This is a genomic window from Gammaproteobacteria bacterium, from assembly GCA_040183005.1.
In the GTDB taxonomy this organism is placed as follows: domain Bacteria; phylum Pseudomonadota; class Gammaproteobacteria.
On sequence record JAMPIW010000004.1, the window covers coordinates 187,241 to 208,687 of the forward strand.

17 protein-coding genes, 1 tRNA gene and 1 pseudogene are annotated in these 21,447 nt (G+C 58.4%); 9 read left to right on the forward strand and 10 right to left on the reverse strand.

Annotated elements, in window-relative coordinates:
• Positions 1-26 precede the first annotated feature (26 nt).
• A pseudogene (locus M3A44_04985) lies at positions 27-254 on the forward strand (integrase core domain-containing protein).
• 115 nt (positions 255-369) lie between these two features.
• Here the strand turns inward: M3A44_04985 and M3A44_04990 are convergent.
• The 3 genes from M3A44_04990 to M3A44_05000 all read right to left on the reverse strand — a co-directional run bounded on the left by M3A44_04990 (position 370) and on the right by M3A44_05000 (position 5,807).
• Complete coding sequence (locus tag M3A44_04990) at positions 370-3,801, reverse strand: DEAD/DEAH box helicase (protein MEQ6341010.1); 3,432 nt, start codon at positions 3,799-3,801, stop codon at positions 370-372.
• A 75-nt stretch (positions 3,802-3,876) separates the two neighbouring features.
• Positions 3,877-4,539, reverse strand: a complete 663-nt coding sequence (locus M3A44_04995; protein MEQ6341011.1) for a response regulator transcription factor — start codon at positions 4,537-4,539, stop codon at positions 3,877-3,879.
• A complete protein-coding gene (locus tag M3A44_05000) occupies positions 4,536-5,807 on the reverse strand; it encodes an ATP-binding protein (protein MEQ6341012.1) in 1,272 nt (423 codons plus the stop codon). Before M3A44_05000 ends, M3A44_04995 begins: the two co-directional genes overlap by 4 nt.
• A 123-nt stretch (positions 5,808-5,930) precedes the next feature.
• On the opposite strand from M3A44_05000, the gene M3A44_05005 reads away from it, so the two are divergent.
• From M3A44_05005 to M3A44_05015, 3 genes are all read left to right on the forward strand, one after another.
• A complete protein-coding gene (locus M3A44_05005; GenBank protein MEQ6341013.1) occupies positions 5,931-7,274 on the forward strand; it encodes a PepSY domain-containing protein in 1,344 nt (447 codons plus the stop codon).
• Between the two features lie 97 nt (positions 7,275-7,371).
• Positions 7,372-9,438 carry a TonB-dependent receptor gene (locus M3A44_05010; GenBank protein ID MEQ6341014.1) on the forward strand — a complete coding sequence of 689 codons (2,067 nt, stop codon included), beginning with the start codon at positions 7,372-7,374 and terminating at the stop codon, positions 9,436-9,438.
• Between the two features lie 312 nt (positions 9,439-9,750).
• Positions 9,751-10,764: a transporter gene (locus tag M3A44_05015; protein ID MEQ6341015.1), complete on the forward strand. Its 1,014-nt coding sequence runs from the start codon at positions 9,751-9,753 to the stop codon at positions 10,762-10,764.
• Between the two features lie 92 nt (positions 10,765-10,856).
• On the opposite strand, the gene M3A44_05020 is transcribed toward M3A44_05015, so the two are convergent.
• The gene (locus M3A44_05020; GenBank protein ID MEQ6341016.1) at positions 10,857-11,192 is read right to left on the reverse strand and encodes an HPF/RaiA family ribosome-associated protein; all 336 of its coding nucleotides are present in this window, start codon (positions 11,190-11,192) and stop codon (positions 10,857-10,859) included.
• A gap of 460 nt (positions 11,193-11,652) precedes the next feature.
• Here M3A44_05020 and M3A44_05025 point away from each other — a divergent pair, with 460 nt between their 5' ends.
• From M3A44_05025 to M3A44_05045, 5 genes are all read left to right on the forward strand, one after another.
• Entirely contained in the window at positions 11,653-11,949 is a 297-nt protein-coding gene (locus M3A44_05025) for a hypothetical protein (protein ID MEQ6341017.1), read from the forward strand.
• A gap of 149 nt (positions 11,950-12,098) precedes the next feature.
• Complete coding sequence (birA, locus tag M3A44_05030) at positions 12,099-13,076, forward strand: bifunctional biotin--[acetyl-CoA-carboxylase] ligase/biotin operon repressor BirA (GenBank protein ID MEQ6341018.1); 978 nt, start codon at positions 12,099-12,101, stop codon at positions 13,074-13,076.
• A 49-nt stretch (positions 13,077-13,125) separates the two neighbouring features.
• Entirely contained in the window at positions 13,126-13,881 is a 756-nt protein-coding gene (locus M3A44_05035) for a type III pantothenate kinase (GenBank protein ID MEQ6341019.1), read from the forward strand.
• Positions 13,878-14,339: a hypothetical protein gene (locus tag M3A44_05040; GenBank protein MEQ6341020.1), complete on the forward strand. Its 462-nt coding sequence runs from the start codon at positions 13,878-13,880 to the stop codon at positions 14,337-14,339. The genes M3A44_05035 and M3A44_05040 overlap by 4 nt, the downstream gene beginning before the upstream one ends.
• 84 nt (positions 14,340-14,423) lie before the next feature.
• Positions 14,424-14,499, forward strand: a tRNA-Thr gene (locus M3A44_05045).
• 416 nt (positions 14,500-14,915) lie between these two features.
• Here the strand turns inward: M3A44_05045 and M3A44_05050 are convergent.
• The 6 genes from M3A44_05050 to M3A44_05075 form a co-directional block, all read right to left on the reverse strand.
• Entirely contained in the window at positions 14,916-15,380 is a 465-nt protein-coding gene (locus M3A44_05050; GenBank protein ID MEQ6341021.1) for a nitrate reductase cytochrome c-type subunit, read from the reverse strand.
• 9 nt (positions 15,381-15,389) lie between these two features.
• Positions 15,390-18,134 (reverse strand): nitrate reductase catalytic subunit NapA, encoded by a 2,745-nt coding sequence (napA, locus tag M3A44_05055; protein MEQ6341022.1) that lies wholly within the window; start codon positions 18,132-18,134, stop codon positions 15,390-15,392.
• Between the two features lie 98 nt (positions 18,135-18,232).
• Positions 18,233-18,556, reverse strand: coding sequence for a chaperone NapD (locus M3A44_05060; GenBank protein MEQ6341023.1), 324 nt, complete (start codon positions 18,554-18,556; stop codon positions 18,233-18,235).
• 11 nt (positions 18,557-18,567) lie between these two features.
• A complete protein-coding gene (tldD, locus tag M3A44_05065) occupies positions 18,568-20,013 on the reverse strand; it encodes a metalloprotease TldD (GenBank protein ID MEQ6341024.1) in 1,446 nt (481 codons plus the stop codon).
• 117 nt (positions 20,014-20,130) lie between these two features.
• On the reverse strand, positions 20,131-20,949 hold the full coding sequence (locus M3A44_05070) for a carbon-nitrogen hydrolase family protein (protein ID MEQ6341025.1): 819 nt from the start codon (positions 20,947-20,949) through the stop codon (positions 20,131-20,133).
• Positions 20,946-21,431 carry a hypothetical protein gene (locus tag M3A44_05075; GenBank protein ID MEQ6341026.1) on the reverse strand — a complete coding sequence of 162 codons (486 nt, stop codon included), beginning with the start codon at positions 21,429-21,431 and terminating at the stop codon, positions 20,946-20,948. The genes M3A44_05070 and M3A44_05075 overlap by 4 nt, the downstream gene beginning before the upstream one ends.
• Between the last annotated feature and the right edge of the window lie 16 nt (positions 21,432-21,447).

The following is a 21,447-nucleotide window of genomic DNA, read 5'->3' on the forward strand; positions in this document are numbered from 1 at the left end:
CTAAAAACGGCGATTCACCGTATGCGTCCAGGCGCGGAAACTGTTACGACAATGCGCCGATGGCGAGCTTCTGGGGGAGTCTAAAGAATGAACTGGTGCATCACCGGCGATATGCCACCCGTGCAGAGGCAGAAGCCTCCATCCGGGAGTACATCGAGATTTTTTATAATCGCCAAAGGCGTCACTCGCGCCTTGGCTATGTTGCCCCGGCTGTGTTTGCGGATAATTTCATCAAACAACAGGCCGGCGCTTGAAGCGGGTATGTCCGTTATTGACAGGACACCTCAGGTTATTGTTGGCTTTAAAAAGCCAGCATCATGAAGAAGCTTCGCGCCACATGGTCAAGCTCAATAATCACCTCATCGCCTGCTACCCCAACGGCTCAAACAGCGCATTCAAATCCTCCAAGGTCAGCTTCGGCCCGCTCTTGGCCGTTTCGTCGAACAGGCTGTCGGCCAGTTCTTTTTTGCGCGCCTGCAGGCCGAGGATCTTCTCTTCCACGGTGCCGCTGGTGATGAGTTTGTAGACGAATACCGCCTTGTCCTGACCAATCCGGTGGGCGCGGTCGGTGGCTTGGTTTTCTACGGCGGGGTTCCACCATGGGTCGTAGTGGATGACGGTGTCGGCGGCGGTGAGGTTGAGGCCAGTGCCGCCCGCCTTGAGGCTGATGAGAAACAACGGTACTTCTCCGGCCTGGAAGCGCTGCACCGGTGTGGCGCGGTCGCGGGTGTTGCCGGTGAGCTGTACATAATCGAGTTTGCGTTGTTTCAGCTCTTCCTCGATCAGCGCCAGCATGCCGGTGAATTGCGAAAACAGCAGGATGCGGCGGCCTTCTTCCACCATCTCCGGCAGCATCTCCATGAGCAGTTCCAGCTTGGCGGAGTGTTTGACCTTTTTCGCGCTGTCGAGTTTGACGAGGCGCGGGTCGCAGCACACCTGGCGCAGCTTGAGCAAGGCATCGAGAATTATGATCTGGCTGCGTGCCATGCCCTTTTTGTTGATCTCATCGCGCACCTTGGTGTGCATGGCGAGTCGGATGCTTTCGTAGAGATCACGCTGCGCGCCCGCCAGCTCCACGTTGCGCAGGATCTCGCTCTTGGGCGGCAGCTCCTTCACCACTTCCTGTTTGGTGCGGCGCAGCATGAAGGGAGCGATGCGGCGCCTGAGGATGTCGCGCCGCGTGGCGTCGCCATGTTTTTCGATAGGGGTGCGGAATGACTTGCTAAATTGCTTTTCGTTGCCCAACAGGCCGGGCATAAGGAAGTCGAGCAGCGACCACATCTCACCCAAATGGTTTTCCATGGGCGTGCCGGTGAGGCACAGGCGGTGGCGGGTCTTTAGCTGGCGGACGATCTGGCTGGCCTTGGCCTTGGGGTTTTTGATGACCTGCGCCTCGTCGAGGATGACGAGGTGGTATTCCTGCGCCAGCAGCACCTCCTGATCGCGCGGCAACAGCGGGTAGGTGGTCAACACCACGTCGAAATCGGCGAGCCGTTCGAAGTGCTGTTTGCGCTCCAGCCCCTGGAGCACCAGCACCTTGAGTGACGGTGCGAAGCGTTCCGCCTCGATGCGCCAGTTGACCATCAGACTGGTGGGAGCGATCACCAGGCTAGGGCGGTCCATGCGCCCACCCTCCTTTTCGAGCAGCAGGTGGGCGAGCGTTTGCACGGTCTTGCCCAACCCCATGTCGTCGGCCAGGATGCCGGCCAGCCCATAATCGCGCAGAAATTGCAGCCAGTTGAGCCCCTGCTTTTGATAGGGACGCAACTCCGCATTCAGCCCCGTCGGCAGATCCGCCTCGGCGATGCCCTTGAAGTCGCGCAGCCGCTGCCCCAGTTCACGCAGCCGCTCGCCGCCCTGCCATTCCATATTCTTGCCGGCAAGCGATTCCAGCTCGGCCAGTTGTCCGGCCTGCGCGGCGGGCAGCACCAGGCGGCCGTTCTTGTCCAGATCTTTGTTATAGAGTTCGATCAACGTGCCCAGCACATTTCTTACGCGCTCGATGGGCAACGACAGCAAGCGGCCATCCTCCAGGCGCGCAATAAAGGATTGATTCGGAGGCGCATTCTGGAGCGCGTTGAGATCCATCACATCGGGAAAGTCATGCAGCATATTGATCAACACTGGCAGCAGATTGAGCGGTTTTCCGTCCACCATGATGCCCAGTTCCAGCCCGAACCAATCATTGCCGGCGCCTTCCTCAACATCCGCGTACCAATCCCCCACATCTTCCACGGGACGGTAGCCATAGTCCGGCGCGAATTCTACCTTCCAGCCCAGCTTGCGCAATGCGGGGACGCCATTCATGCTGAAATCCAGCAGTACGGCTTGACGGTCATCGTCCGATATGGTCATGTCAAAGGCATGGGCTGGGGGAACATTAAAGATCGGCACGTCATTGACTGGCGCGAAGCCACTCTCTTTCAGCCGTTGCAGCGCCTTTTTTTCAGCCTTTTCGTCACGCGCCATGCGCAGCAGTTCGCCGTCTTCGACACGGGTGATGGCGGTGCGCTTGTCGCCGAGCGGAATGATCTCGCCCGCATAGTCGAAAGACAGCCGCGCCAGCTCCACGTTGAGATGCGTAGCCTCCACTTGCCACTGGAACTGGCGACGCACCTCCAGCGCTTGCATAAACAGTCGCAGACATGGCGTCGGCTTGACGGTTTTACGTTTAACTTTGGCAAACGTCTGCGGCAGGAGCGCCGGCAGGTCGGGCAGGTGATGCTTCAATGCCTCACGCGTCGCCAGCGCCTGCTCCGGCGTCACGGCAGGCGCGCCCAGCAAGGCTGCGGCGATTGCATCCGGCAGACCCGTTAGCAAGGGGCCGCATTGATGGCTATTGAGATCGAGATACCATGGTGGCGTGAGAGGCAAAACCGCATCCACAACACCCTCTACGCCTGCAATATGCGGGCGCTGTGTGCCATCGGCGGACATCACCCAATCAATGTGCCCGTGGCGCGGTTCGCCCAGCGTAAGTGGCGCGCTGTCCTTCTCCCGCCAATGACAGCGACCGGTAACGAGCATGTCGCGCAGCACACGTTCTCCGTCCGCTCCTTCCAGGCGGTAGCTGTTGCTGTGCGCAAAAAATGGGTTTAGCACATGCAGCCAGCGCAGGATGGCCGTATCAGCGGGAGCTGCGTAACGCGGGGGTGATGTTGCCGCCACGCTGGGCAAATTTTTCGCCTTGCCATAACCGCCCGCCTTGAGCAGCCGTGTCGCTATCAACTTGACTTCCAAACGCGGCGGCCGGAGATTCTCGAGTATGGAAAGGAGATACAGCAGCCGCTCTGGGATCTCCACTGGCGGTTCGGATTTGGGCGCCATGGCCTGCTCCATGCGCGCCAGCCAATCACTGATCTGCGTGTCGGCCGCTCCCAGCATCCCGCTTCTGGTGGCACTCGCACTTCCATGTGCATCGGCCGCTTCCGGCATCCTGCCTCTGGCGGCACTCGCACTTCCATGTGCATCGGCGGGGCTGGGCTTTGGAGCAGCGGGCGCTGGTGGTAGTGAGGGTTTTTGATGCAACGCATGTAGCAGCACCGCCGCGACATGTTTGCAATTATTGCCGACGGGGCAACTACAATTTCCCCTGATGCGGGCATGGCCTGCTTGCCCGGCAATCTGCACTATTACCTTATAGGGTCTCCGCCCGCTGCCACGCACCAAGGCGGTCATCATGCTGCCATCTGCAGAAATCCCCAGTCCGGCCACACGTCCCTGATGTTCATAGGCGCTGCCGCGGGACAGATAGGCAAGGGGAATGGCGAGGTTTACGTCTTGAAGGTTGTATGACTGCATGGAATCTCGCCGGGCTCAGTCCTTAACGGGACTCTTAAAAGTTCTGATATTCGGTGTCATTATAAATATTTTCGTTCACCGCCGCGCTGGCCGTTTGTTGAGTTTTCGTTGCAGTGTGCGGCGGTGCATGTCCAGGCGCCGCGCAGTGGCGGAGATGTTGCCCTGGCATTCCAGCAGCACCTTCTGGATATGCTCCCACTCCAGCCTGTCCACCGACAAGGGGTTTTCCGCAATGGCCATACTCGCCTCGCCCGTCTCGCAGTGGAATGCCTGCACGATCTCATCGGCGTCGGCAGGCTTGGTGAGGTAGTGGGTCGCGCCCAGCTTGATGGCCTCCACGGCGGTGGCGATGCTGGCGTAGCCGGTGAGTACGACGATGCGGGTGTGGCTGTCGAGGGTCTTGAGCTTTTCCACCAGCACCAGGCCGGAAGGGCCGGGCATGCGCAGGTCTATCACCGCGTATTCGGGCGGCCACTCCCGGCATCCTGCGCTGTCTATGGATGGACGACTGTCGCGAACGCGGGATGCGTTGGAGCGACCCTCCTGCGGCACTAGCACGTCCCTGTGCGTCGCATCGTCCTCAACCAAGCACAGCGCCTCATCGACGCTGTGTGCCAGTCGAACCGCAAAACCGCGTTTTATTAATGCTTGCGACAACACCTGGCAAAAGGTCAGGTCATCATCCACCAGCAATAGACTGGGGCGGTTGTCTTCGGTTGCGTCGATCGTAAAAGTCATGTTGATGTCTTCAAGTTGGTCAAGGGCAATACAACGCGCGTACAAGCGCCGCTGCCCTCCCGGTTGAGGAGCTGCACGCTACCTCCGAAGCGGCTGATCGTGGCATGCGCCAGAAACAGTCCCAGCCCCAAGCCCTGACCGGGTTCCTTGGTGGTAAACAGCAGCTCGCCCGCGCGTGCCTGGGTGACTGGAGTCAGCCCCATGCCGCGGTCGAAAATTTCCAGGATCAACTCGCGTGCGTCCCAACGTCCTTCTACTTCGACATTATCCGGCGAGGCGTCAGCAGCATTATTCAGGATGTTGGTAATTGCTTGCGTCAGGGTTTGTTCCGCCACGATGCGCGGTGCGGGCAGCGGCCCTTGCCAGCGGGGTTGTACTGTGATTGCTGGGCGCATGCTCCGCCATTGCTTGAGTACATCTTCAAGATAGCTGTCCAACGCCACAGCATGGCCGGATTCGGCACGCGCCTGGCCGGCGGAGGACGCCATGGTGGAGAGTATGCCTTTGCAGCGATTCACCTGATCGCGCAAGATACGCATTTTTTCGCTCATCCCCGGCAGAGCAGCATACTCCTGCTCTAGCTCCTTGGTCAATATCGCCATGGTCGCCAGCGGCGTGCCCAGCTCATGCGCCGCCCCCGCCGCCAGGGTACCCAGCGCCACCAGACGCTCATCACGCAGTGCGTTTTCCCGCGCCTCGGCAAGCCGCTGGTCACGTTCGCGGAGGGTATTGCCCATCTTGACCACAAAATAGGCGATCAGACCGGCGCTCAGCATGAAGTTGAACCACATCCCCAGCACATGCAGGTTGAAGTCATTGTTGCGGTTGTGCGGCAGCGGCACATAAAACACCATCAGCAGCGAGTAACACACCACAGAGATCGCCGCCATCGCCCAGCTATACGTCCCGGGCAGGGCGGCAGCGGCGATGGTCAAAGGCAGCAACAGCAGCGAGACAAACGGATTGGCGGAACCGCCAGTGAAATACAGCAGCACAGTCAGGGCGGCCACGTCGATCAGGAGATGGCCGAACAGTTCCTTGTCCGTCACTGGGCGGGGCAGTTTAAGACGCACCCAGGCCAAGAGGGTGAGCGCCGCGAAAGCGGCGATGATGGCTCCCACGGCAGGCAACGGCAAAGGCATGTCCAGACCATAGACAGCCACCAGTACCGTGAGCGATTGGCAGGAAATAGCCACCCCTCTCAGGGCAAGCAGACGCTGCAGATTCAGCGCGGAAGAACGGGATGAGGGCGACAGGTTTACCAGCATGGCGCCATGTTGCCTTTATTACACGCCAGAGGCAAGGTGCGGCAAATTGCCGCGCGGCAACGTGTCACATTCCGGCACCGGTGAGCTAACCAGTAAAATGCGGCATCACTGGGAAGACTTATCATGAATACATTGCCTCTCACCGATGAGCAAATCGATCACCGCAAGGCAGCTTTGCATCAGTTGCTGTGGCGCATTCATTTCTGGGCTGGGTTGATCGCTACGCCTATCATGCTGTTCGCCGCGCTTACTGGGCTATTGTACGTGTTTACTCCGCAGATCGAGGCGTGGCGTCACGCCGTCGTGGATCATGTGGCCGTGACCGGCCCGGCATTGCCGCTCGATGCGCAACTTACGGCGGCGCAGGCCGATCAGCCACACGGCAAGCCGCGCTTTATTGTCCCCGCGCACCGGCCTGGCGAGACAACGCAAGTGTTCTTCGACTTACACCATCACTCGGGCGCTGCGGCGGAACACGATCATGGCTTGCCGCAGGGCCGTATCGTGTATGTGAACCCCTACACCGCACAGGTGGTGGGCAACCTGCACGAAATGGAGCGCTTCCAGACCTGGGCCAAAAAACTCCACTCCAGCGCGTTGCAGGGTGATGGCTGGCGCTGGCTCACGGAGTTGGGCGCGAGCTGGATGCTGGTAATGTTCGCCACCGGTTTAATGCTGTGGTGGCCACACTCCCAAGCCGCTGGTGGCCCCGGCTGGTGCGCGCTGGTACCACGCCTGGGACAGGGACGCCAGACCTGGCGCGATCTGCATACGGTGCTGGCGATAGCCATGTGTGGTGTGTTGGGCGTGGTACTTGTCACAGGTTTGACCTGGGCCAAGTACAGCGGCGAGAACTTCCGCATCTTGCAACAGGCGCTGGATCAGGGCGCGCCGCGTTTTCCCAAGTCCTTGTCCTCGATCGCGCCACAGGGCCAAACGCCCATGAGTTTGCAGGCGGCATTCGAACACGCTCGTCGCGTGGCGCCGGATATTTCGATGAGCCTATCACCACCCGGTAAAGCGACGGGCGTGTGGCGTATCGAAAATTTCGACCGCACCCAACCCACCAAACGCTTTCGCCTGGCGCTGGACGCCTACAGCGGCAAAGTGCTGTTTTTCAGTGATTGGGAGCAACTACCCTTGCTTTCCAAAGCGACCACGGTTGGCATTCCGTTCCATCGCACCGAGCTTGGCGTATGGAATCAGGTGTTGCTCGGGCTGGCCGCGTTGACGGTGATGTTCAGTGTGATCTCTGGTTGGGTGATGTGGTGGAAGCGGCGTCCACGCGGGCGTCTGGGCGCACCCATGACCACCCTGCGTCACATGCGCGAGGCGCCGTGGTGGCTGTGGCTCACAGCCATCGCGCTATCCATCGCGCTGCCGGTGTTCGGTGCGAGCGTGGCGGTCTTCGCCGCCATTGAGAGTTTACGTCTGCTGCTCAGCCGTCGCGATACGGCCGCCGCATGAAAGAGCACACGCCAGCGATACCGGTAACATGGCCTCTTCATCCCAGCCTATGCGTGTCTGACAGACCAATATCAATTCATAGTATCGCGGAGTATCGATGAACGTCTTAACAAAGTTTTCGCTTCATTCCGTGTTGGCGGGCATATACGCAAGCATGGCGGGGACGGCCGCTTGGGCAGAAACAATAGATAGTACAAATATAACGCTGAAGGAGGTGGTGGTTTCGGCGTCAAAAGCGGGAGCAGGGTCCATCCTGACGCCACCCTCCATCGAAACCGCCCGGCAGCGGATCAATCTTATCCCCGGCGGGGTCGACATTGTCGATGCCGAAACATACAAAACCGGGCGTGCCACCACATTGCAGGATGCGCTGGGCTTCTCGCCAGGTGTTTTTGTGCAGCCAAGATTCGGGGGAGAGGAGGCCCGGCTGTCGATACGTGGCTCCGGTCTTCAGCGTACCTTCCATCTGCGCGGCATCAAGCTGATGCAGGACGGCGTTCCGCTCAACCTGGCCGATGGCGGCGGTGATTTCCAGGCGGTGGAGCCGCTCACCGCGCGCTATATCGAAGTGTTCCGCGGTGCCAATGCGCTTCAATATGGTTCCACCACTCTTGGTGGCGCGATCAATTTTGTTTCACCTTCGGGGTATGATGCACCGCCCGTGCAGGCGCGGCTGGAGACTGGCAGTTTCGGCTACCTGCGCGGCCAGGCGAGCCTCGCCGGAGTGAAGGAAAAATCGGATTATTATGTTTCTCTCTCGCATTTTTCGCAGGATGGCTTCCGCGACCATGCCCGGCAGAACAACCAGCGCCTGTCAGGCAACTACGGCCTGCGCCTCAACGACAACCTTGAAACGCGATTTTATCTCAGCTACGTGAATACGGATTCGGAACTTCCCGGCAACTCGACCAAGGCCGAGCTTGAAACCAACCCGCGCCTCGCAGCGCCTGCAAATATTACGGGCAATTACAAGCGCGACTTCAACTTGACGCGCGTTTCCAATAAAACTGTCTATCACTGGGGTGACCAGCGCCTGGAGGCAATGCTGTTCTATTCGTACAAAGATCTGTTCCATCCAATTTTCCAGGTACTGGACGTGGCTTCACATGACTACGGCGCGGAACTGCGCTATATCTCGCACGCTACGCTGGGGGGGCGAAAGAATATTCTGACGGTCGGGTTTAGCCCGGTGCGCGGCACCGCAAAGGATGACCGCTTCAGGAACGTCAACGGCGCACGCGGGGCGCGCACCAACGAAAGCCAGCAGACCTCTGCAAACCTTGACCTGTATGCGGAGAATCAGCATTACATTCAACCCGCCACGGCCCTAGTTGCCGGGGCGCAGTTATCACGCGCCTCGCGCAAGCTGAAAGATCTGTTCCTCGCGGACGGCGCCGATAACAGCGTGGACAAGGTGTACTATGGCGTCAGCCCGAAACTCGGCGTGCGTCATGAGATCAATGCGCTGTCCCAGGTGTTTGCCAATGTGAGCCGCAGCTTCGAGCCACCCTCGTTCGGAGAGCTGGCCGGTGGCCCCACGGTGACGCCGGTCAGGCAACAGACTGCAACCACACTGGAGTTGGGCACGCGCGGGGCATCGAACGGCATGCGCTGGGATGCGGCGTATTACTATGCGCGGGTCAAGGATGAGTTATTGAGCCTTACCGATCCGCTGGGTAACCCGCGCGGCACTATCAACGCGGATGCCACTTTACACCAAGGCGTCGAGTTGGGCCTTGATGCCACACTCATCAAGCGTTTGGTACTGCGTCAGACCTATATGTGGAACGACTTCCGCTTCAGAAACGATCCTGTGTTCGGCAATAAGGAACTGGCCGGCATCCCAAAACATTTTTACCGCGCCGATCTCCTCTACCGTACCCCTGAAGGGTATTATTTCGGACCCAACGTAGAGTGGTCGCCGGGCAAATATGCCGTGGATCACGCCAACACCCTGTTCGCCGATGCCTATGCACTGCTGGGGTTCAAACTGGGCTATCGGGTGGACAAAGGATACGCCTGGTTTGTCGAGGGCAAAAATCTCACCAATGAAAAGTATGCGGCCTCCACGGGCGTCATCGCAAACGCCATGGGGTTGGATTCCCGCCAGTTTCTTCCCGGCGACGGCAGGGCAGTTTACGCTGGCCTCGAATGGCGCATGTAGGTTGAACCTAAAAACCTCCGTTGGAACCTACTGCGAACGCCTAATGCGCCGAATCTGCGCGAAAAAATCGCGAAATCTGTCCTCACCGTAGCGGTAGGCTACGGCTGCGGAATATTTCGCGATTTTTTCACCCATCTTCAACACCTTGGTCATTCTCGCTACGGTTCCAACGGAGGTTTTTAGGTTGAAAGGTTCCGGATTCTGCCATAGGGTGGTGCGACATAATGCCGCATTCCCCTGGGCATCCCCTCCCATTAACATCGTTATCTCTTTATCTCATCCGGCTTCAAACAAATCGCAACGGGGAATTCCATGCAAAAATCAGCTTATGCCGCAGTGAGCGCTATAACCGCCTTGTGGCTAGTCGTGAGCGTGCCCACTGCCCATGCCAGTTGCGGCTCGGCCAACTGTTTTCTTGTTACCGGCACGCAGGATGGCATCGCCAATCCGGGGCAGCTCATTATGGACTTGTCCTACCGATTCATCCCGATGAGCCGCGCCCAGCAGGGCAGCGAGCGCGCCCCGGAAGCGTTGACGCCGGGCATCGATTTCGGCAAGGGCGAGATTGAACCCAATCACCACCGCGAGGTGCGCACGAATAATGAATTGATGCAGCTGGACCTCAGCTACGGCGTTACCCGCAAATTTGCTGTGACGCTCGCCATGCCACTAATGAACAATCGCCTGCATGAACACTTCGTCATCGAGGAACACGCCGGGGTCAAGGAAGAACATTTCTCATCCCAAACCTTCAGCGGCCTGGGTGACCTGCGCCTGATCGGCAAATATGCCTTGCATACCAGCATCAGGCATCTGCTGGTCGCAGGAGCGGGCATTAAGGCGCCGACCGGCGAATACAAACTCCTCAATAGCAGCGGCGCCATCAACGAACCCACTGTCATGCCCGGCACCGGCTCGTGGGACGGCCTGGTTTCGGCTTATTACGCCTATCAGATCAAGCCACACCGCATGGATGCCTTTGCCTCCGCTTCGTATCAACTCACCACAAAAAATGACCTGGATTACAGGTTTGGCAACACCTTGCTCGTCAATGGCGGGGTGAATTATCTCTTCAATGTCGCGGAAAAAGCGCTTACCGCCAGCCTGCAGATCAACATGCGCCAGGCTCCGCGGGATGAGTTCAAGGGATACAATGTGCCCAGCACCGGCGGCACCTGGACCTACCTCACGCCCGGCATAAAGGCGCAGGCCTCGGATAGCACGGTGCTTTACGCCCATGTGCAATTGCCCATTTATCAGTATGTGAATGAAACAAACCTGGTGCCGCGCTATGGTTTGATAATGGGAGTTTCGCATAGCTTTTGAGCGGTGCTTGAAAATAAAAAACCCCTGAAAAACCCCATCCATGAGATTTTTCAGGGGTCTCAGGCGGGCGCCTTTCAGCGCCCTCGCCTTCCCTATTCGTACTGGTGAGCCTTCACTTCACCTCGCTGACGTTGTACAAAATCCTGCAACTGGCGCCGTGCCGCATCAAAAGCGTCGCGGATTGCCACGTAAATATCCTCATGAGATTCGCGTTTTACCACCAACTCCGAACCAGGCACGGTCAGGTCAATGCGCACATTGTAGAGTACGCCCTGGTGCTGGCTGCGGTGCGGCGCCTCCACCAGCACGCGGCACGCCATGATTTTGTCGTAGAATGTGTCCAGCTTGGCGGCTTTCTCACGGATGGCTGTTTCGGCTGTTTCAGACAGGGAGACATCGCGGGCGGTAATCTGCAAAGGTAGTTTCATGTCGGTCTCCTTCAGGTGTAATAATAGGTCGTTCTTGATCTGTATCGGTAAGAGTGAGAGTTCTATTGATGGTCGAAACCTCCGATAGCTATCAACATCTCGATCACATGCACATGCGCTAGAGCGCGGCCGTATGCTTAAAGGTACCTGATTTAGTGTTAATTCTCAAATATCTGTGTCAGTCTTTTTAAGTAGGCCGGGGGTTTTGGGTTGTTCAATTACCTGACAACAGGACTCTCAAGATGCATATTGCCTTGCCGATACATACCTTGAACTGGAGCGTCTTCTTCGACTATAAAAGAGGTAGCGAAGGAAATGGTGGCGGCAGGAATGGAGCTCCGCTGCGCCATCCCGCTTGAGAGATTTATTTTACTTGCCAAATAACATGTTACTGCAAGATACCGTGCTTTAAGCGGCATAACGGCAGATTTGGCTGACGTGATGTGACGGAGGAAAACAAATGCAAGTTCCATTTGAACCCATTATCGGTGATTGGTACAAAATGCCCGAAGGCAATTTGTTCGAAGTGGTAGCCGTTGACGAAGCCGATGGCACTGTCGACGTACAGCATTATGACGGCACGGTGGAAGAGTTCGACCTTGACACCTGGGCTGCGCTGGGCCTGGAGACCGCTTCTCCGCCGGAAGATCTGGCGGGCGCCTACGACACAGTCGATGGCGATGATTACAAGGGATATGAGGATATGGATCTCATGCGTGAGGACTGGGCCGACGGCAGGATGGATGATTACGAGTAATGGGGGGCGCGAAGCCGTGCCCTCCATCCGATGCGCATGAATGCACTCGTGCAGCAATGGCGTTTTCATCGCGGCTCCAGCCGCCGCTTTTTTGTGGCGACACACTTACGAGTGCAACAAAATCCGGTGGTCTGGTATAAAATCACCGGATGCAACCGCTTTATCAACTTCTCCGCATCCTCTCCGACGGGCATTTTCACTCCGGTGAAGCGCTGGGCGCGACATTGGGTATGGGCCGTAGCGCAGTCTGGAAACACCTGAAAACCCTCGCAGAGTGGGATATCGTTCTGCATGCAGTGTCTGGCAAGGGTTACCGCCTTGCTCATTCCCTGGAATTGCTGGACCGTGATGCCATTCTCTGTTTCGTGCCTGAGGAGGCGCGCGCCCTGTTGCCGGATCTGGAAATCCATCATGATATCGACTCCACCAATCGCCATTTGATGCAGAAAGGAAGGCTGGGAGCACTCTCCGGACAAGTCTGCCTGGCGGAACGCCAGCAAGCCGGGCGCGGGCGGCGCGGCAGGGCGTGGATATCTCCCTTTGGCGCCAACATCTACCTTTCCGTTTTGTGGCGCTTTGCGCTGAGCCCAGAGTCTCTGTCGGGGTTGGGACTAGCCGTGGGGGTGGCGGTAACGCGCGCACTGCAAGACGCAGGGATGCCGGATGTGGAGCTGAAGTGGCCTAATGATATTCTATGGCAGGGGCGCAAGCTGGCCGGCATATTGCTGGAGATGACAGGTGAACTCTCCGGTGCGTGCAGCGTGGTGGTGGGCATAGGCCTGAACGTGCGCATGCCGCGCCAAACACCGGCTATGATAGATCAGCCGTGGGTCGACATGGAGACGGCGCTGGATGCCCCTGTATCACGCAACGAGGTCGCCGGACGATTGCTGCGGCACCTGGCACTGGCGTTGCGCCAATTTGAAGCAGACGGCTTATCCGCATTTCATGGTGAATGGATGCGGCTTGATGCCGCCAATGGCAAACCGGTAACCTTGCAGTTGCACAATGACTCCATAACAGGCGTGGGGCGAGGTATTGATGCCTCCGGCGCGCTGATTCTGGATGATAATGGTGTCATACGGCATTTTCCGTATGGCGAAGTAAGTTTAAGGATGGTTTCTTGAGGGAATAGGCGCGCAATAGCGCCCTATTCAGTAGGCGAATTCAGTGACAATGTTATTAGTGGATGCTGGTAATACCCGTATCAAATGGGCCAGCGTTGAGCATGATGCTCTCGATTTTAGCGATACGGGGTGCGCCGCTCGGCCCGAAGAAAGTTTCCACAGCTTCGCGGATGAAACCTGGGGCGCACTTCCCCGGCCTGACCGCGTGGTGGTCGCGAACGTGGCGGGGCAGTCGTTTGGCGACAAGCTGGCGGCATGGGTAAAAAAGACATGGGAGTTGCGCGCCGAGTTTGTAGTGCCTCAGCGTACCGCCTTTGGCATACGCAATGCCTATGTCGAGCCGGGCAAGCTGGGAGTAGACCGCTGGGCGGCGATGGTCGCCGCTTATCATCACGTGAAAGGCGCGGCCTGCATTATTGATTGCGGCACGGCAATCACCATAGACATTCTGACCAAGAACGGCGAGCACCAGGGCGGGCTGATCGTGCCGGGGCTGGCAATGATGCGCAATGCCCTTGTGGACAACACCAAAGGCATAGCACAGGAATCACCTCGTGCGACCGGCACGGCAACTATTCTGGCGCGCGACACCCAGGGCGGCGTTCAGGGCGGCACGCTGTACGCAGCCGTAGCGGTCATTGACCGCGTCGTTGCCGACGTTGCCACAGAGATTCGCGGGGAGATGACATGCGTGATCACCGGCGGTGATGCCCCCGCCCTCCTCGTGCTTCTCGCGGGCGCCTATCGTCATGAGCCAGACCTGGTATTGCAAGGATTGGCGATTATCGCAACGAAGACGCCATGAAATGGTTGCTCATCCTATTGCTGGTCTTGAACGCGGCTTTTTTTGGCTGGCAATATAGCCGGCAAGAAGAAAGCGGCGCGCAAACACCCATAGCATTGCCACTGGACGGCACGGTGAAGACATTGACATTGTTGAGCGAGGCAGGCCAGCAGCCCCCGGCCGCGCCTCCGCCGGAAAGCAAGCCGCAACCAGCCGTTGCCAAGACCCCGGCGACGATCTGTTATACACTCGGCCCTTTTGCATCGAGCGAGGATGCGCAGCGTGTCGGCATCCAAATTATGGGGCGGGGATTCAAACCGAGCTTGCGCGAGGGTACCGCCACGGAGCAGCGGGAATATTGGCTGGATTTAGACGCAAACGACGGTAACACAGTGTCGGATTCGTTATGGCAAGAGCTTTCCGGCAGCTTCCCTGGGGAATTTTCCAGCATTCAGCAGCAGCCGCGCCCTTGCCGATGATGATTGCCTTTAGCAGGCATGTGCCATAGAATGTGCGGCTACCGTGATGCGGAAGCGTGTGTTTTATATTTTAAATGTCATTATGCCGGCGTAGCACAGTTGGTAGAGCAACTGATTTGTAATCAGTAGGTCGGGGGTTCGATTCCCTCCGCCGGCACCAGTTTTATAACGAAACTGTTCGTAACTGAACAGAACTCACAGAGCGTAATAGCTATAACGTATTCCTTCGAACGTGACGGAAATCATTTGGCACTATGCCCCAGCAAAATTATGCAGCTTCCGCTTCGAGTTCGTTCACTGCTTCGTTGACATTGTTAAGCTGGTGTTCAGAATGCCCTGGGCATCACATTTCGATGGTCATAGACGAGCATTTCGGGGTGCATCCTATGACGGTAAGTCGGGCGGTGCAGAGAATTGAGGGGAGTCAGGGGGAAATGTTGATGTGTTAGACCCCTCCTCTCTCTGGCCCCTGCCTCGCTATTAGTGCCTCCCTGCCCCCACGGGTGAGCAAGGTGCCACGCGGAAAGGAGCGGCGCCCAGTATCCATATCATCTGCTGAACATGACATGTTCCAGATCAAAACTTGTTCTTTACTAGCGGTTGGACGTCCGCTTGCGGCACATGACACTGGGTGCAGACATAACGCGCGCCGACCACCTTGCTACCGACCTTTTCGGGCACATGGCGCAGATCAGTATAGTGGCTGGCTGGAATAGGCGTGGGCTTGCCCTGTAACGGCTGGCTGAGCTGCTCCGCACGGCCGTGGCAGCTCAGGCAGTAATTGACGGTCGCTTTTACCGGTATCATCAATTCAATATTGTGCGGAATCTGCGGCGGTGCGCCGGGGTAGGCACGTTTATATACAGGGTTGCCACCCGGCATCACCCCCTCGTAGTTGAACGGCGCCGGGGCGGGCACATCAAACACGCTGGCCTTGCTCAGCCCCATGTCACTCTCGGCGATGCCGTCAGCCGCTTGGGCGATGCTCATCAAGCCTGCCAGACAGGCAGTCAGTGCTGCTTTTGTGATTGTATTCTTCATCTCTTTTCCTCAGGCCTTGTAGACCTTGACGGCGCACTTCTTGAAGTCAATCTGTTTCGAGATCGGACAGGTGGCATCCAAGGTCAGCTTGTTGATAAACACCCCTTCGTCGAACCATGGCACGAACACCGTGCCACGCGGCATGCGATTTCGGCCACCATGGGTTTCCACCAGCGCCTTAATCTTGCCGCGGCGGGATTCGACCCAGGCCACGTCCTTGCGCTTGAGGCCATGCGCCTCGGCATCCCGCGGATGCATGTACAACATGGCGGTGGGCACGGCGCGGTGCAACTCCGGCACGCGGCGGGTCATGGTGCCGCTGTGCCAGTGCTCCAACACCCGGCCGGTGCAGAGCCACATGTTGTAGTCTCCATCCGGTTGTTCCACCGGCGCGGCATAGGGGCGGAAGAATATCTTGGCCTTGCCGTCGAGCTTGACCAGCTCCCTGTTGGTGATGGCGTCGAGGTCACCACTGGGAAGGGACTTCATCGCATCACCGTAGAATTCAAAGCCGCTGCCCTTGGTGACATAGGGGTCATAGGCTTCGTTGAAGCGCCACTTGGTTTCCTTGCCATCGATCACCGGCCAGCGCAGACCGCGCACGTCGTCGTGCATGTAGAGATCGAAGGGTGCCAGATCATGGCCATGGCCGCGGCCCAAGCGGGTATATTCTTCGAGCAGCGCTTTCTCCACAAACCAGCCGTCGCCCAGCACTTTGACCGTGTGATTGTCGTGCCCCTTGGCGATTGGGTCGGGCCACTTGATCTTTTTATTTTCGGCAGTGGCGAACAGCACATCGTACAGCGTGCTGTCGGGTGAATAGCCCATCTGCCTGGCAGAGTCGAGCACATCGGGCATCGTGTTGGGGGCAAAGCCCTCGTCTTTGAGGCCGGGGATGGCCTGCTCGCCCCACACCTCTTTCAATTTGAAGCGTTTGGAGAATTCCAAAATCTGCCAGATATCACTGCGCGCCTGGCCGGGCGGCGGCACTTGCTCGCGCCACATCTGTGTGCGGCGCTCGGCATTGCCGTAGGCGCCCCACTTTTCGAAGATCATCGCTGCGGGTAAAACCAGATCAGCCACCTTGGTCGAGATACCGGGATAGGCGTCAGCCACCACGATAAAGTTATCCATTTCGCGCGCAGCCTTAATCCAGTGATTGGCATTGGCCGTACCCTGAAACGGATTACAGACCTGGACCCACAGCCATTTGACCGAGCCGTCTTCCAGATCGCGCATGATCTTGGTGATGTGGCTGCCGACCTTGGGGTTGAGTGTCTTGGCCGGTAACTTCCAGATCTCTTCGACGAAGGCACGATGCTTGGGATTGTCGACCACCATGTCGGCAGGCAGGCGATGGGCGAAGGTGCCCACTTCGCGAGCGGTGCCGCAGGCCGAGGGCTGGCCGGTGAGCGAAAAGGCGCCGTTGCCCGGGCTGGCCTGCTTGCCCAGCAAGAGATGATTCATGTACGCCTGCTCGTTGGCCCAGGTGCCGCGCTGATGCTGGTTGAACCCCATGGTCCAGAACGACACCACCTTGCGCTGATCCTCGATATAGTAATCGGCCAGCTGTTGCAGCTTGGCCTTGAACTGGGCCAACGGTTCGTCGGCATCACCCTTGGCCAGTTCGGCGACGAAATCCAGGGTGTAAGGTTCGAGCGCCTGTTTGAAATGTTCGAATTCGATCAGCCAGTGTTTGCCGGCTGAATTACTGTTGGCCTGCACTACCTGCTCACCCGCCTTGCGTCGTTGGCCGATGGCCTCGGCGGCGTCGAGGCTGATCTGAAGTTGTTTGGCCTGGGTGTCTTTTTCAGCATCAAAGGCAAACTTGTCGTTGTCGCGCATGCCGTAACCGATATCGTAAGGGCCGGTGGCGAAGGCGCAGTGTTTCTTGACGAAGTCCCAGTTGACCGCATCGCGCTTGATGATCTCGCGGGCGATGAAATTCTGAATCGCCAGATCGGTCTGCGGCTTGAAGATGATCTCCAGGTCGGCCATGTCGGACGACATATTGCTGTAGGTGCTGAGATTGACGATGCGCACCTTCTCGTTCGACAGGCGGCGATCGACGATGCGTGTCCACAGGATGGGATGCATCTCAGCCATGTTGGCGCCCCACAGCACCATGGTGTCGGTCTCTTCGATATCGTCGTAATTACCAGAAGGCTCGTCGATACCAAAGGTCTGCATGAAACCGGCCACGGCCGAGGCCATGCAGTGCCGTGCATTTGGGTCGATGTTGTTGCTGCGAAAACCGGCCTTCATCAGCTTCACAGCTGCGTAACCTTCCTGAATGGTGTACTGGCCGGAGCCCATCACCGCCACGCCGGTGGGACCCAGTTCGCGATAGGCCCGCTTGAATTGCATCTCCATCTCGTCGAAGGCGCGCTCCCAGGAGACCGGCACGAAGTCGCCTTTCTTATTGAACTTGCCATCCTTCATGCGCAGCAATGGCTGGGTCAAGCGGTCTTCACCGTAGAGGATCTTGCCGTTGAAATAGCCCTTGATACAGTTGAGGCCGCGATTGACGGGTGAGTCGGGGTCGCCCTTGGTGGCGACGATACGACCGTTCTTGGTGGCGATCTGGATGCCGCAGCCGACACCGCAGAACCGACACACGCCCTTATCCCAGCGCCAACCCTCATCGATCTTACGCGCCGCCGCCTGGGCGGCTGGACTCAGGGAAATGCCGACACTGGCTGCCGCGGCAGCGGCTAGACAGGTTTTTAAAAAATCGCGACGGGTAATGCTCATGCGTAACTTCTCGCTATAGATTGGTCCTAGCGTTGTTCTGGCGCGACCACGAGGCGCACATCCAGCACAATCGTGGCGTAATAGCGGTGTTGAGGGTGTTATTCCTTGCGCGGATTCAAGAACTCGGGTAATTCTCCCAGCCCCTGAAACTCATCGAGACCAGCGGGCATCGCTGTTTCCAGCGTCTCATCGCCCTCAAAATAATGGTAGATCATTTCCGCCATCAAAACCTCGTTCAGCGCCTTGATGCGTTTCAAGCCTTCGACCTCGGCGTCAGTTGAAGCGGCCTCTTGGATCACGACTATCTTGCCCGTGGCAGGATCGGAATGGTGGACGGCGACACCAGGTAGCGTGTCGAGCCGGGCCATACAGCTCTCCACTTGAGCCGGAAAGCTGACGACGAGAATGGCGGATAAATTCATGATTTACTGGCTTACGAAGCGCTCGTCCCGCCCACGGTGAGTCCATCCACCCTTAGCGTCGGCTGTCCCACGCCGACCGGTACGCTCTGGCCTTCCTTGCCGCAGGTGCCGACGCCTGTATCAAGCTTCAGGTCGTTGCCGACCATGCTGACGCGGGTGAGTACGTCGGGGCCGTTGCCGATGAGGGTGGCGCCTTTGACGGGATAGGTGATTTTACCGTCTTCGATCATGTAAGCTTCGCTCGCCGAGAAGACGAATTTGCCGGAGGTGATGTCGACCTGGCCGCCACCGAAGTTGACGGCATACAGGCCGTTTTTCACCGAGGCAATGATTTCTTGTGGATCATGCTCGCCGGCCAGCATGTAGGTGTTGGTCATGCGCGGCATAGGGAGGTGGGCGTAGGACTCGCGACGGCCGTTGCCGGTAGGGGCGACACCCATCAGGCGGGCGTTCATTTTGTCTTGCATGTAGCCCTTGAGAATGCCGTTTTCGATGAGCACGGTGCGTTGCGTGGGGGTGCCTTCGTCATCGACATTGAGCGAACCGCGGCGGCTGTCCAGGGTGCCGTCGTCCACCACGGTACACAGTGGGGAGGCGACGCGTTCGCCGATGCGCCCGGCGAACGCGGAGGTGCCTTTGCGGTTGAAGTCTCCTTCCAGTCCGTGGCCGATCGCCTCGTGCAGCAACACACCCGGCCAGCCCGGCCCGAGCACCACTTGCATGGCGCCGGCAGGCGCGGCGCGCGCATCGAGGTTGACCAGCGCCTGCCGCACTGCTTCGCGCGCATAGCCCAGAGCACGCCCGTCTCCTGAAAAAAATTCGTAACCGGCACGCGCACCACCACCGCTTGACCCTTGCTCACGACGGCCATCTTGTTCGACGATCACGCTCACGTTGACGCGTACCAGCGGACGCACATCGGCAGCCAGTGTGCCGTCGGACGCGGCCACCAGTACCACGTCATAGACGCCCGCGAGGCTGACCATTACCTGCTTGACGCGCGGATCCTGCTTGCGCGCCTCTGCGTCCAGCGACTCCAGCAAGGCCACTTTATCTTGCTCGGGCAAGGTTCCAAGCGGATTCGTAGGCAAATACAAGCGATGCCCTGCGACGGCTGACAAGGCTTTTACCCGATGTTGCTGCCCACTACGGGCGATGGCACGCGCGGCGAAGGCGGCCTCGGTCAGCGCGGGCAGAGCGATCTCATCGGAATAGGCGAAGCCGGTTTTTTCACCGCTGATGGCGCGCACGCCAACGCCGCGATCTATGCTGTAACTGCCTTCCTTGACGATGCCATCTTCCAGCGACCAGGATTCGTAATGCGTGGCCTGGAAGTAGAGATCAGCGCTGTCTACCGCGTGAGTCAACACCTGGCCCAGCACGCCGTGCAGGTCCGCCTCGGTAAGGCCCGAAGGGGCAAGCAGAATGTGGCGGGCAATATCAAGCGATGTATTCATGATTTCGAATTCCGAGTTCTGGCTTAATGGGAACCTCTAAAATTCCATGCTTGGATTTTCATGAGGTGAAAAGCAAAAAATTGCCGCTGTTGTGCGCGCCAACATCTTTATGATTTTTTATGCACATCGCAGTTTGCGGTGCTGTATCGATGGAAAGTTGCGGCGAATGCTCTCCAGGCGGCCACGGTCAATCTCCGCGCTGACAAACCCTGAGCCGCGCGGCAGGCGATCCAGCACTATACCCCACGGCCCGACGATCATGCTGTCGCCGTGGGTTTCGCGTCCGCCGACGTGATAGCCTCCCTGGGCAGCGGCAACCACATAGCACAGATTCTCCACGGCGCGGGCGCGCACTAGCGTTTCCCAGTGGGCCTTGCCGGTGATAGCGGTAAACGCCGATGGCACCGCGACCAGCTCCATGCCATCGTCCAGCAGGCGCCGGAACAACTCAGGGAAACGCAGGTCGTAACACACCGCCAGGCCCAGCCTACCAAAAGGAGTGTCCACCACCACCGTCGTGTCTCCGGCTTCAATCGTTTCCGATTCGACGTAGTTTTCCCCGCTTTCTTCGACGCGCACGTCGAACATATGTATCTTGTCGTAACGCGCCACACGCTCGCCTTTGGCATTGAACAGCAAGCAGGCGGCGCGCACTTTGCCGGGGCTGTTCGCCACCAGTGGGATAGTGCCGCCCACCAGCCAGACACCGTTCTTTGCGGCCTGTTGGGATAGAAAATCCTGGATCGGCCCCTGCCCGTCCTGCTCGCGGATCTTGACCTTGTCGAATTCCGTCATACCCATAATGGCGAAGTTTTCAGGCAACACGACCAGTTCCGCACCCGCTTGCGCGGCATTGCGGATCAATCTGGCGGCCTCCAGCAAATTGGCGCTGACGCTCGGCCCGGAAGCCATCTGAATTGCGGCGACGCGGCTCATGGGGTCTCTCCTTGATCCATCGGAGGAATATCCACAACAGGAAAGGACGCCATGCCTGCGCTACCCGATGGGTCGGCGCCCTCCTTCCCCGTGTTATGACTGGGTGCGGCCAGAACAGCAAGCTCAATGGCACCGCCAGCGCCACCCTGCACCACCTCAATGCGATCTGAAGACATGCCCAGTGCTACCAGCCAGTCGCGCAGATCCTGCGCCCACGCAATGCCTTCCTCGCCACCGGGATGACGTAGCGCAATACGGCTCGCAGGCCTGCTCATGACATCCTGCATCACAGCCACAAGCGGGGGCATCGATACGATGACCTCGCCATTGCGCGGGCTCGCCCACTGCTCCGCCGTCACGGCAAGCAGCGGCACGGCATCCGGCAGGGGATCAGCGGCATGGGATAAAACGGGAACGCAAAAAACACCCGCCAAAAAGCACGAACTTTTCATCAGGCGTCGATCAACATCAAAATGCCGCATGGGTTCTCATCCGGTG

Coding starts and splice junctions, on each gene's coding strand:
- M3A44_04990 (MEQ6341010.1), bottom strand. CDS start 3,801: ATGCAGTCATACAACCTTCAAGACGTAAACCTCGCCATTCCCCTTGCC.
- M3A44_04995 (MEQ6341011.1), bottom strand. CDS start 4,539: ATGACTTTTACGATCGACGCAACCGAAGACAACCGCCCCAGTCTATTG.
- M3A44_05000 (MEQ6341012.1), bottom strand. CDS start 5,807: ATGCTGGTAAACCTGTCGCCCTCATCCCGTTCTTCCGCGCTGAATCTG.
- M3A44_05005 (MEQ6341013.1), top strand. CDS start 5,931: ATGAATACATTGCCTCTCACCGATGAGCAAATCGATCACCGCAAGGCA.
- M3A44_05010 (MEQ6341014.1), top strand. CDS start 7,372: ATGAACGTCTTAACAAAGTTTTCGCTTCATTCCGTGTTGGCGGGCATA.
- M3A44_05015 (MEQ6341015.1), top strand. CDS start 9,751: ATGCAAAAATCAGCTTATGCCGCAGTGAGCGCTATAACCGCCTTGTGG.
- M3A44_05020 (MEQ6341016.1), bottom strand. CDS start 11,192: ATGAAACTACCTTTGCAGATTACCGCCCGCGATGTCTCCCTGTCTGAA.
- M3A44_05025 (MEQ6341017.1), top strand. CDS start 11,653: ATGCAAGTTCCATTTGAACCCATTATCGGTGATTGGTACAAAATGCCC.
- birA (MEQ6341018.1), top strand. CDS start 12,099: ATGCAACCGCTTTATCAACTTCTCCGCATCCTCTCCGACGGGCATTTT.
- M3A44_05035 (MEQ6341019.1), top strand. CDS start 13,126: ATGTTATTAGTGGATGCTGGTAATACCCGTATCAAATGGGCCAGCGTT.
- M3A44_05040 (MEQ6341020.1), top strand. CDS start 13,878: ATGAAATGGTTGCTCATCCTATTGCTGGTCTTGAACGCGGCTTTTTTT.
- M3A44_05050 (MEQ6341021.1), bottom strand. CDS start 15,380: ATGAAGAATACAATCACAAAAGCAGCACTGACTGCCTGTCTGGCAGGC.
- napA (MEQ6341022.1), bottom strand. CDS start 18,134: ATGAGCATTACCCGTCGCGATTTTTTAAAAACCTGTCTAGCCGCTGCC.
- M3A44_05060 (MEQ6341023.1), bottom strand. CDS start 18,556: ATGAATTTATCCGCCATTCTCGTCGTCAGCTTTCCGGCTCAAGTGGAG.
- tldD (MEQ6341024.1), bottom strand. CDS start 20,013: ATGAATACATCGCTTGATATTGCCCGCCACATTCTGCTTGCCCCTTCG.
- M3A44_05070 (MEQ6341025.1), bottom strand. CDS start 20,949: ATGAGCCGCGTCGCCGCAATTCAGATGGCTTCCGGGCCGAGCGTCAGC.
- M3A44_05075 (MEQ6341026.1), bottom strand. CDS start 21,431: ATGCGGCATTTTGATGTTGATCGACGCCTGATGAAAAGTTCGTGCTTT.